This window comes from Candidatus Kuenenia sp. (genome assembly GCF_027493735.1).
Classification (GTDB): domain Bacteria; phylum Planctomycetota; class Brocadiia; order Brocadiales; family Brocadiaceae; genus Kuenenia; species Kuenenia stuttgartiensis_A.
On record NZ_JAOSKF010000021.1, the window covers coordinates 234,418 to 245,685 of the forward strand.

The window sequence follows — 11,268 nt, forward strand, 5'->3', positions numbered from 1 at the left end:
TAATGACTCATGACCAATTTTTCACACAAATATGCAAATGCAGAAGAAAAAAGTATTATGGATAAAATGGTTGGTAATTTCTTTCTGTTTAACAGCTCTTGTTGTTGCTATTTCCATTTTCGTATTTCCCACTCTTCTCTTTGAAAAAAGCATCACGCAAAAAGTCGTTCTCTTGCTGGAAAACAAACTTCCTTCTTCCGCTCAAACAGGCACGGTATCATATCACTGGCCGAATCAAATCCGTATTTCTCTTATTATTCTGCAAAAGCAAAACAATGACCCGGAAACTACAACACAGTTTGATGACATACAGGGTACATTAAAGCTGTTTCCCCTCTTATGGAATCAGGTTATTTTTGAAAAAATTGAGGTTAAACAAATAAACTACGAAAATAGTTTATTGATTGAAGACTTGTTTACCGATACACTTTCTCTTAAAGATAACGAGATAACTACTCATGTGCAATTCAAAGCAAATGGCGGCAAAACATATCTTCACGGCGTTATGGAACTCAAAAGAGATATGCCGGAATTTAATATAACAATCAAAGCGCATGATGTTTACATAACACAAGAAATGCCTGTGCTCCGTGATTTGCCTTTATTTAAAAAGGATGGAAGCGAAGCAGGTGGCATTCTGAGCATTGAAGGACATCTGAGTGGAAAAGGGTTTGGCGGGAATATCCCAAGCAAAGATATTAAAGGCCGCTTTACCCTCAGCGTCCGGAACGGCTATGTTAAAAGCAATGTGCTTTTTTCTGCTTTGTCAGATATTATTACCATCGACGACCGCTATTCTTTTGATTTATTAGAAACAGAAGTGCTGATCGAGGAGGAAACAATGTATACCCCAAAAGTAATCGTTGATAGTCAGCTATTAAAGATGGAGGTATCAGGCATGATAGAATTCGGAGGAAAACTATTTTATAAAGCAAATGTCACGGTGAATGAAAGATTCGTAAACAAGGGCATAGAAAAGATTACAGGGATTGTTTTCAGGCAAAATGCCATCCCATTGGAGATACGCGGCGACATAAATGACCCGAAGATTTCAATAAAACTCTCTCAGGAAAACGTGGAACAACTTGTCAGGGGTATCGCAAATGATTTCTTACGTACAAATAAGGAAGTAAAGAAGGAAAGAAAGGCAGGGAATGGCCATAAATGATATGGATTGATTATTCGATTTTTGGTGTTTTGTTTTTTGCAATACTATTTGGATTTGTCAGCGGCCCTGTAATGCAGTTTCTCAGAATAGGATGCCTGCTCATCTCTTTCTTTGCCGCTTTTTTCTTCCACGGAGTAATTAGCAATATCCTGAAAGGCATTCTGTCTCAATCTGTTACGGATTTATTGAGTTATTTTACCATTTTCGGAGTAATCTTAGCCGTAACGTGTTTTATTACAAATCTGTTAAAAATCGTTATCAATAAAAGCGGCATATCTGTTGGGTCGAGGTTTTTCGGTGGTTTTTTGGGGATTTTTAAAGGGGTTCTCTTTTGCGGAGTAATTATCTTTGGCGTTTTATTATTCTGCAGTGAATCAACACGCGATAGGGTGAATACCTCAAAAATAGCAGCCCCCATAGGAAAAGGTATGCAAAGATTGGTTACAATTATTCCTGAAAGCGTAGCGAATAAAGTACGCTCCTATGCGGAAAAAATTGAGGAACTAAAAACGCAAAAGAAAAAAGAAGCGACTCCGGAAAAAGAAGTTACTCAGAAAAAAGAAGAAATCCCCCCGAATTGATCACGCACCATACACGATATTTTATAACACGATTCGACAGGGCAATTGACCTTTTGAACATACTTTTGGGTCACGCTTGTAATCTTAAGTATTACTATGTAACAATAATTTTTTGTTTGACAATCCATATTTTTTATATATTCTTACCCTTTTTGTTAGGTTCTTTATAAATTTGATTTAAGTTCTTTTAAATCAACAACTTTCTTAAAAAGGAGCTTTTGATAAATGAGTCCTCTTTCGAAAAATTTTCTTCGGGCAAGCCTGGTTTATTTTTTTATAGCGGCAATACTTGGTACCGTTATGATATCCATGAAAAGCTATCCCGCTCAATTATTGTTTTCTCATGTACATTTAAACCTTTTGGGATGGATGTCCATGATGATCTTTGGTGTTGGATATCATATACTGCCCAGATTTACCGGCAGGCCTCTCGCCTATCCTAAAATAGGCACACTTCAATTCTATCTTGCAAATATCGGGCTTGTAGGTTTAGTCTGCTTTCGCCCGCTTCATCCCCTGGTAGAAATTTTTGCCGGTATCGAAGTCATTGCCATAGGCTTCTTTGTTGTAAATATTTGGGTCAGCACCATACCGCCGAAACCAGAAACGGAATAATCTTAAAATAGGAGATTTTATAGTTATGTATACTATCGGAATAGACATTGGTTCTATGTCAACCAATGGAATTCTTTTAAATGATAAGAAGGAGATCCTTTCTGCAACAATCATCGCAACCGGTGCAAGCAGTAAAAAAGCTGCGGAAAAAACCCTTCAACAAATATTTACAGAGCATAATCTTACAGAAAAAGATATTAACTATATCGTAGCCACAGGCTATGGGCGCGTAAAAGTTCCTTTTGCCAATGAAGTAATAACGGAAATCACTTGCCATGCAAAAGGTGCAAATTATTACTTTCCTGACGCCAGGACAATTATTGATATTGGCGGACAGGACAGTAAGGTTATCAAAATCGATGGAAATGGCAATGTACTTGATTTTGTTATGAACGACAAGTGCGCCGCCGGTACCGGCCGCTTTCTGGAAGTTATGGCAAGAACACTGGAAATTGAGCTGGAGGAGATGGGAGAGATTTCCCTGCACGGAAAAGATAACGTTTCCGTGAGTAGCCTTTGTACCGTTTTTGCAGAATCGGAGGTTGTATCGCTTATTGGCGCCGACCACAAAACGGCGGATATTTGCCGTGGACTGCATATTTCAATCGCAAAACGTATTACCGCACAAGTAAAACGGGTAGGGTTGGAACAAAAGGTTGCCATGACAGGCGGCGTTGCTAAAAATATTGGCGTAGTAACGGAGCTGGAAAAAAACCTGGGCTGCAAAATTGAAATCTCAGGAGAGCCGCAAATTAACGGTGCGCTTGGGGCGGCGTTAATAGCGCTGGAAAAAGCGCAGGCGCAAAGCAACGTCTCTGTGTCGCTGTCAGGATCTGACAACAGCAAAAGTTTACTTGAAACTTCTATCGCGGATTTTTCCATTGAAGAAAGCAATTTGCCCAAGATCGGATATTTTTGTTCTTATACCCCGGTAGAAATTATTCATGCCGCAGGGTTTCATCCTGTCAGGATTAAAGGGACAGAACATGATTCATGCGCCGCTGACGAGGTGCTCTGCGGAAACATCTGCCCTTATATAAAGGCTGTTACCGATAGAAAGATTGAAGGTAGTCTGGAGGATTTTCAGGGAATGGTATTTGTCAATTCCTGTGACGGGATGAGGCGCCTTTACGATGCCTGGGTAAAAATGGACGAAGGGAAAGGGCGATTTAACTATATGTTGGATATTCCTAAAAATATTGATGACGCTGCGGTTTACTATTACGCCAACCTGCTCAAGAAATTTAAAGAGAAACTCGAGTCGTACTTCACCATGAAAATCCTGCCTGACGACATCAACCGGAGCATTGTCGTCTATAACTCGGTACGGGAAAAAGTAGGACAATGTTTGCAGAAATACTGGAACGGATATATTGCCCATTCGGGATACGAGATGTTTTCCTTGCTGAAAAAAGGAGTAAATGCAGTTCCAGAGAAGTTTAACACCTATTTAACGCATATTATTAAGCAGGGTGAAGGTGTACGCGACACACGCGAAGTACCGCGGTTATTCATCTGGGGTAGTATCATGGAGAATGAAAAGATAATGAAGATTATAGAGGATGCAGGTGCAAAGGTTGTGGCAGAAGACCTATGTAACGGCAGCCGGTATTTTGACGCCGTGGTGAGCATAAACGAAGAGCCTATTTTGTCCATTGCAAAACGGTATATCAAAAGAAGCCCCTGCTCCCGGATGGAAAATATCTTTGACAGGATTAATAAGGCATTAACGATTATGCAGGAAAAATCAATCCATGCTGCAATTTATCATACATTAAAATTCTGCGACCATAATCTTCTGGATTATCCCATGATAAAAAAGACTTTCTATGAAAAAAATATCCCGCTTCTCCATTTGAATTGTGACTACTCGTTAAGCAGCGAAGGACAAATCAAAACACGCGTTGAAGCCTTCCTTGAACAATTAATGGTTGCCCCAAAATAAGAAATACGTTAGAATTTTCTTTATGTCATTAATTTTAAAACTAAAGGAATGGGCAACCTCGCTCATGCAGCGACACTCACAGTTGCTTATCAGAGAAGGATTGCGGCTTTATAAGATATACCTCTTTTTCTTCCGCAACAAGAAAATCGGTGGGTTCCGCTCGCTGCAAGTGCAGATACACGTCGGGGTAAAACATCTTTTTAACGTGTATGCGCATCCTGACCGGACTATATGGACAACCATGTTTGTCCCCTCGGAAATATTGTTTGCCATGGGGCTTTATCCCTTTTGCCTTGAGATCGGAGCTGCCCTTTTTGCCGGAATAGGCCAAAGTTCCCGCGGCCTTATAGAAGCTGAATCACGAGGAGTTTCCACTGATATCTGCACCTTTCACCGCGCTGCAATCGGCCATGCATATAGAAACATTTTTCCGAGGAATATTCTACAGGTCGCCACGTCAACACTCTGTGACAACAATACCAAAACAGCAAAACTGTGTGAATGTCTGACGGGAAAGGACACGATCGTGATAGACATCCCTTACGAAGAAGATGAATATTCCGTTCAATACCTTGCCAAACAACTGGAAGATCTCGTCAAATATCTGGAAAAAACAACAGGGAGAAAGATGAGGCATGAAGCATTAGAACGAGCCTTTGAATACTCAAACAAAACACGGGAAAAGATTCTTGAAATCAACGAATTAAGAAAAGATCCTCTTTGCCCTCTGAAAGGCAGCAGTGCCTTAGGGTTTATGTTTCCCACCTATCTGCTTATCGGTTCCGGATTAGCCCTGGAATTTTATTCCAGTTTGGCGAATGAATTGCGCGAAAAGATTGCAGAAAATAAGACAAAATCCCCAAAAATCCCGCCCACAAATCAAATCAAAATTCTCTGGCTGGAATTAAAACCCTATTTCAATGTGGATTTCCTGCAAAATCTTGAAGAAAAAGAGAATGTTAAAATTGTCTTTGAAGAAACAAACTATGTTTACTGGGATAAGCTTGATGTGCAAAAACCATACGAAAGCCTTGCCAGAAAACATATCATGAATACGTATAACGGTCCGTTGGAACGGCGCATAGAAGTAGCAAAAATGCTAGCCCGTGAGTACGATGTTGACGGCGTTGTTGTATTTTCTTCATGGGGATGCAGAAGAAATAATGCAGCCGTACCCACTATTAAGAAAGAACTCAACAAAATAGGCTACCCCTTTCTCAGTCTCGATGGTGATTGCGTAGACGATAAAAACTACATGCCTGGACAGTTTTCTACAAGGATTGAAGGTTTCCTGGAAATGATACGTGGAAGAAGAGCGTCTGCCGCTCAACGTGAAACGTGTACTATTTCTTGAAAAACTATAACCGTTCTGTCGTAAAAACAAAGATGCTGATTGTTTTTACCCTGCCTTTTTCATATGGTAATAGTTTACCGCTGATTTTTAGTTTTAAACCTGATTTTTAGTTTTAAACCCAACCTGTACAAGCCAGAACCAAATAAGCGCGAAATACGAAAGAGGAACCACAGATTACACAGACTTCGTCGTGATCTCAGTCGAGCGATTTCGCAGATTGAAAGATTCATAACACTTTAGTTTTTTGAAATTTTTTTATCGATGGGGCTGCTTCGCTTGCCCCATCCTACACAAATAACGCCATCGTTGTCCGCATTTTTCAAAAAGCGAAGGTGTTGTCAATTAAGAAAATAACACAATGAGAGCCTTCATATTAGTTGTTATCTTTCTGTTAATATCATATTACACACACAGCGCAGAAGCAGAAAATGATCCTTCTCTGTTTCACCCGTATACAGACACCCAAAATCCAGCCGATACCCCATTACTCGATTTACTAAGCATGACCATCGAAGACCTTATAGACATAGATGTTGCTACCGTTTATGCCGCATCCAAATACAAACAGAAGGTTACTGAAGCCCCGTTATCTTTATCCGCCAGCATTGTCACTGCCGATGATATAAAGAAATACGGATACCGCACACTTACGAATATCTTGAGAAGTATAAGGGGTTTTTATGTGAATTATGACCGCAATTATTCTTATCTTGGCTCAAGGGGTTTTTCGCGTCTGGGCGATTACAATTCGCGATATCTTATCATGGTGGACGGGTTTCGCCTCAATGACGCTGTTTACGATACGGCATCCATCTGGACGGAATTCGTTCTGGATGTTGACCTCATTGACCGTGTTATGGTATTGAGATGCTCATTTCCGCCTCTTATTATGATAGCAACGGCAGAAGCCGCCTGTACTACAGAGAAAATGATATTGAAGTAGGAACACCGGGACGCTGCTTAACTGTTTGATTGAGCAAGGCGTTATCCGGCACACAGAAACAACTTACTTGTAAAAAACAGGGCGGCAAATACCTGTCCTTTTTTCCTCATTGAGTATTCAGCGAGAAAACGGAGAAAATCAGGGGTTTGTGCTTGTGGCATCAGACATTCCACGCGTAAAATCATGGATGAAGAACTCCGTGATACTATAGAACAAGGGAACCGTACTATCAAAGAGATGAGACACCTCGTGTATTTTTCAAGCCTTATGAATGACGAAGTGCATGAAGAATCGCTGTTTAATAATTTGGGAAGGACGTTGAAGGAGGATTTTTACCCCGATATCCTTGCAATAATGACGCTTGATACTGAAAGAAATATACTAGTACATCGTTTCATTAAAATGTGTACGTAAAAAAATGTCATTGCGAGGAGTGGAGCGACTAAGCAATCTCTTGTTCCCAAAAGACTTAAGATTGCTTCGCTGTAGCTCGCAATGACGGTATCAATGTAGATATTTTAATGAAACGTTATACTAGATAGTGTCTGAACGAAAACTATCTAAACAACTATTTATTGGATAGTTAAGACTACTAATTGTTGCAAATATTTGACGAATATTTTCATTAATCTCAAAAAATGCGCCATTTTCACGAAGATTATCATAGTCAAACTAATATTTTCCAAATTAGGATAAAAAGATTCGCGCTTATGCAACAATTTCAACTCTTAATACAGCAACAAGTTAAATAGTTTTCGTTCAGACACTAGATATGCCAATCGTATATTCGCCAATGCCGAAAGGTGAACTCATTAAAACGGATATATTCCTGAATCCTTCAGGCTGCAGGTGTGTTGCACACCGGAAAGGAACTTATAGTGAATGATATGAGCACGGAACCGGCCTGCGATTGCCTCAGTAGCAAATATAAAGAAGGAGGATGCGTTTACGTTCCCCTTACTATGGGGAAATGGCGATAGGCATGGTGCTGATGATAAAGAAAGAAAAGGGATTTTGGGATGACAGGGATATGCGAAAACTTCTATTGGTTTATGCAGGATTGGCATCATCTGCGCTTTACAGGGTCAGGCTTATGGAGTTCACCAAACATGCCGCAATAACAGACGCGCTAACCGACGTATACAACAGGAGGTTTTTTGAAGATATGTTTGAAAAACAACTTGCGTTGACGATAAGCATCGGGGTTTCCTCTTTTCCGTCGCATGAAACTGAATGCAGTGCTTTGTTGCGATCTGCTGACAAGGCATTGTACAGGGCAAAAGAAAAAAGCAGAGACAAGGTTGAGGTATCATATGTTATCGATTAAATTTGGGCACTACCATCCCTCGCTTGAGAACTCGTTTGTAGAAACTTTGCATACCATAAAAAGCGAAGATCCCTTATCCCCCATTGCCGTTATTGTTCCCACAAACTATATGCTTGAAAGGCTTCAGGAACGTTTGGTAAAGAAACATGACGTATCGTTTCTTAACGTATTTTTTCTCAATTTCTATCTCCTGGCAAGAGAAATATGCAGGAATTCAAAAAATGATATCGGGCATATCCGGCAGGAACCTTTTATTTACGAACGGATTATCACCAAACTTATCGAACAGGAGAGGCATCATATACCTTCCTTAAAAAATATAATATCGCCATCATCCATTGCCCGCTCAATGTTTCATTCTCTGCAAGACCTCACAGACGCCAATGTTAATGCAGATGATTTAAGGGCAGTTATTAATGAGCAACTTACCGGCGGTGCTGATATTCAAAAACTGTCTGATATATCGCGGTTATTTACTCTTTTCCAAAACACGCTGAATGCATCCGGCATATCCCACGATTCAAACCTCTATCGTTCGGCGGCAAAGCACGCTGCTGATTCTGAATATCTCAGAAAATTCAAATATATACTGGCATATGGTTTCTATGATTTAACCGGCGTGGAACAGGATTTTTTCTCTGAAATATTCAGATATTATCCAACAATATTGTTTTTGCCCTACAAAAAAAATCATGCCGTTTTTACCTACGTTAAACATTTCTACGAATCATTTTTGTTGGGGATCGCACGGGACATTGAGGATCTGCCCCCAGATGATCTACAGGGGTTTTCTTATTTAATGGACGCAGACTCGGAAACAAAAACCTCTCTGCATGGAGAATCCATGCCTGACGCCCCTTCATTGGATAACCTTAGCATCATCAATGTATCCGGCAAACATGATGAAATATGGGTGATTGCAAAGGAAATACTCAAACTCATTAATAAAGGTTACGTATTTGGCGATATAGGCATTGTCGCAAGAGAACTTGGGCAATATTTAAACATTATACAGGAGGTTTTTCAGGAAAACGCAATCCCGTTTACCACACTTGACAAGGAACCGATAGAAAAGTACCCCTTATTTACCATGATAAAACAATTGCTATTGCTGGATCGCGAAAACTTTTATCGTCCTATGGTTATCGATATTCTGGAATCACCCTATTTCAATATCCCTGTTCCTGAATTAAAAGACGTCCTTTCACGGCAGAATCTCTGGGATATTATTAGCAGGACAAATGGTATCCATAGCGGTATACGCTGCTGGTTGTCAAAACTTGAACAGTTAAAGAACGCAATGGCAGAGCCAGCGGAGGAAGATATTTTGCCTCACAATATCAATATCTCCTGCGATCAGATTGAGTCGCTGAAAAATATAGTGCAGTTGTTGTCAAATGATTTGCTTTCCCTGCAGGAAAAGGCGACCTGGTCTCAAATGTGTCAAAAAACAAAACTATTTCTCGATAAATATATACACATTCCTTCTGAAGACATAGATCAGGAAATTATAAAAAGAGATATTTTTATTAAAGAAAGAATATTTTGCCTGTTTGACACATTGTCTATTCTCGATCGTATCGATAAAGAAATTACATACGATCAATTTGCAGATACTTTCATAAACGCCTGCAAGCAGGAAGGGATCCAAGCCGGGACCGCTAATAATAAAGGCGTCAGGGTTATGAACGCCATGTCTGCTCGTGGCATACCATTCCGGATACTGTTTCTTGTCGGATTGAACGAAAAGGAGTTTCCACGCGCTATTTTTGAAGAACCATTTTTGCCGGACCATACCCGAAGAATACTATCCGAAGCGCTTGGGAATCATATTCCTGAAAAACTAAGGGGTTTTGAGGAGGAACGTTTGTTATTTTATTTCCTGCTCAATGCCGCGCAGGAAAGGATTTATCTTCTTTATGAACGTTCAGATGAGGCGGGAAAACCCAAAACCCCTTCCCACTACATAATGGACATCCTTCAAAATATAAAAGGAATACATACCCGCAATGAGGATAAAGAAAACAAGTCTCCTGTAAAAATGAACGTTCCCCGCAGCATAAAAAATAAATTATGCAAAGAAGATATATCGCTGCTTACACCCAATGAGGCCGTGATCCGTATGGTGCTGGAACATATAGACCCCTCATGTTGCATTAATGCAATCGGTGGCAACCTGGCAGCCTATACACGTTCCAAATCAGCGTTGCAGGCTATAGAATGTTTTAGCCCCTATCTCTCAGCATATGATGGTATTGTTTCCGATGGGGAACATTGGTACAAAAATCGTGTACAAAAAGGTTTTAATCCTACGATGCTTGAAACGTTTGGCGCATGCCCATTCCAATTTTTTATGAGAGAAATACTGCAACTGGAACCGTTGGAAGAGCCGGAAAAGGGTGAAACCATATCATTGCCCAAACTGGGCACTATCTATCATGAGATATTAGACACATTATATTGCCATTTAAAAGAAAAGGGATATTTCGATGGGAAAGCCGCCGATACAAATCCAGTTGAATACCTGCATAAAATTGCAAATGAATCATTTGTGAAAATGGGAAAACAAATACCAATTCCCTATCCGCTACTATGGGAACTCAAAAAGGATGAAATAGTCGCCGCTTTAATACATTTCCTGTCATGGGATATTAAACAAATTGAACACACGGGTTATAGCCCTGCTTTTTTGGAAGCAAGGTTACAATTAGCATTGCCAAAAGGCAAATTTGAAGACTATCCGGCAATTTTTTTTAAAGGAAAGATTGACAGAATAGATGTTAAAAAAAGCGGACAGGAAATATATTTCCGGCTGGTGGATTACAAATCCGGAAAGGCAGGCACTGAACATTTATTAAAAGCGGCCGTGTGCGGACAAAAATTGCAACTGCCATTTTACATATCAATGGCAGAACAGTTCCTGGTAAATACCTATAGAAAGGAGGTTTCTCTTCCCTCTGAAATAATATTCGACGAGGCTTCATTCGTTTATATTGCGCGCTGCATGAATGATGAAAATGGAGAAAGATGCCTGCAAAAAAATACCATAAATAACAATGAATGGGCACAGCATAAAGAATTTTTCTGGGCAACCGTCCATGAAATCCTGGCTATCATTCGCCAGGGATTGTTCCCCACCACGGGAAAAGAAAAAAACTGTCAGTGGTGTAAATTCGCTACCCTATGCAGAAAGGGACACCAACCTTCCCGCTTCAGGCTGGAAAACGATGAAAGGTTGCTGAACTACAGAAATAATATTACTAATAAAATTACAAAAATCAGATAAATTTGAAGCGACAAAAATTTCAAAACGTCTGATTCGGGGGGGATTTGGC

9 protein-coding genes are annotated in these 11,268 nt (G+C 40.0%); all 9 read left to right on the plus strand.

Annotation, left to right across the window (positions count from 1 at the left end):
- The first annotated feature begins 37 nt into the window (after positions 1–37).
- The 9 genes from M5U24_RS14965 to M5U24_RS15005 all read left to right on the plus strand — a co-directional run bounded on the left by M5U24_RS14965 (position 38) and on the right by M5U24_RS15005 (position 11,219).
- Complete coding sequence (locus M5U24_RS14965) at positions 38–1,168, plus strand: AsmA-like C-terminal region-containing protein (RefSeq protein ID WP_157820395.1); 1,131 nt, start codon at positions 38–40, stop codon at positions 1,166–1,168.
- Positions 1,165–1,749, plus strand: a complete 585-nt coding sequence (locus M5U24_RS14970; RefSeq protein WP_099324335.1) for a CvpA family protein — start codon at positions 1,165–1,167, stop codon at positions 1,747–1,749. Before M5U24_RS14965 ends, M5U24_RS14970 begins: the two co-directional genes overlap by 4 nt.
- A gap of 225 nt (positions 1,750–1,974) precedes the next feature.
- Entirely contained in the window at positions 1,975–2,364 is a 390-nt protein-coding gene (locus tag M5U24_RS14975) for a hypothetical protein (protein WP_099324334.1), read from the plus strand.
- 25 nt (positions 2,365–2,389) lie between these two features.
- Positions 2,390–4,309, plus strand: a complete 1,920-nt coding sequence (locus M5U24_RS14980) for an acyl-CoA dehydratase activase (RefSeq protein ID WP_099324333.1) — start codon at positions 2,390–2,392, stop codon at positions 4,307–4,309.
- A gap of 22 nt (positions 4,310–4,331) precedes the next feature.
- The gene (locus M5U24_RS14985; protein WP_099324332.1) at positions 4,332–5,663 is read left to right on the plus strand and encodes a 2-hydroxyacyl-CoA dehydratase family protein; all 1,332 of its coding nucleotides are present in this window, start codon (positions 4,332–4,334) and stop codon (positions 5,661–5,663) included.
- 358 nt (positions 5,664–6,021) lie between these two features.
- Positions 6,022–6,606: a Plug domain-containing protein gene (locus M5U24_RS14990; protein WP_099324331.1), complete on the plus strand. Its 585-nt coding sequence runs from the start codon at positions 6,022–6,024 to the stop codon at positions 6,604–6,606.
- A gap of 183 nt (positions 6,607–6,789) precedes the next feature.
- A complete protein-coding gene (locus M5U24_RS14995) occupies positions 6,790–7,020 on the plus strand; it encodes a hypothetical protein (RefSeq protein ID WP_099324330.1) in 231 nt (76 codons plus the stop codon).
- Positions 7,021–7,546: 526 nt separating this feature from the next.
- Positions 7,547–7,933: a diguanylate cyclase gene (locus M5U24_RS15000; RefSeq protein WP_099324329.1), complete on the plus strand. Its 387-nt coding sequence runs from the start codon at positions 7,547–7,549 to the stop codon at positions 7,931–7,933.
- A complete protein-coding gene (locus M5U24_RS15005; RefSeq protein WP_164994668.1) occupies positions 7,920–11,219 on the plus strand; it encodes a PD-(D/E)XK nuclease family protein in 3,300 nt (1,099 codons plus the stop codon). The genes M5U24_RS15000 and M5U24_RS15005 overlap by 14 nt, the downstream gene beginning before the upstream one ends.
- The last annotated feature ends 49 nt before the right edge of the window (positions 11,220–11,268 follow it).

Coding starts and splice junctions, on each gene's coding strand:
- M5U24_RS14995 (WP_099324330.1), top strand. CDS start 6,790: ATGGATGAAGAACTCCGTGATACTATAGAACAAGGGAACCGTACTATC.
- M5U24_RS14965 (WP_157820395.1), top strand. CDS start 38: ATGCAGAAGAAAAAAGTATTATGGATAAAATGGTTGGTAATTTCTTTC.
- M5U24_RS14980 (WP_099324333.1), top strand. CDS start 2,390: ATGTATACTATCGGAATAGACATTGGTTCTATGTCAACCAATGGAATT.
- M5U24_RS14985 (WP_099324332.1), top strand. CDS start 4,332: ATGTCATTAATTTTAAAACTAAAGGAATGGGCAACCTCGCTCATGCAG.
- M5U24_RS14970 (WP_099324335.1), top strand. CDS start 1,165: ATGATATGGATTGATTATTCGATTTTTGGTGTTTTGTTTTTTGCAATA.
- M5U24_RS15000 (WP_099324329.1), top strand. CDS start 7,547: ATGCGTTTACGTTCCCCTTACTATGGGGAAATGGCGATAGGCATGGTG.
- M5U24_RS15005 (WP_164994668.1), top strand. CDS start 7,920: ATGTTATCGATTAAATTTGGGCACTACCATCCCTCGCTTGAGAACTCG.
- M5U24_RS14975 (WP_099324334.1), top strand. CDS start 1,975: ATGAGTCCTCTTTCGAAAAATTTTCTTCGGGCAAGCCTGGTTTATTTT.
- M5U24_RS14990 (WP_099324331.1), top strand. CDS start 6,022: ATGAGAGCCTTCATATTAGTTGTTATCTTTCTGTTAATATCATATTAC.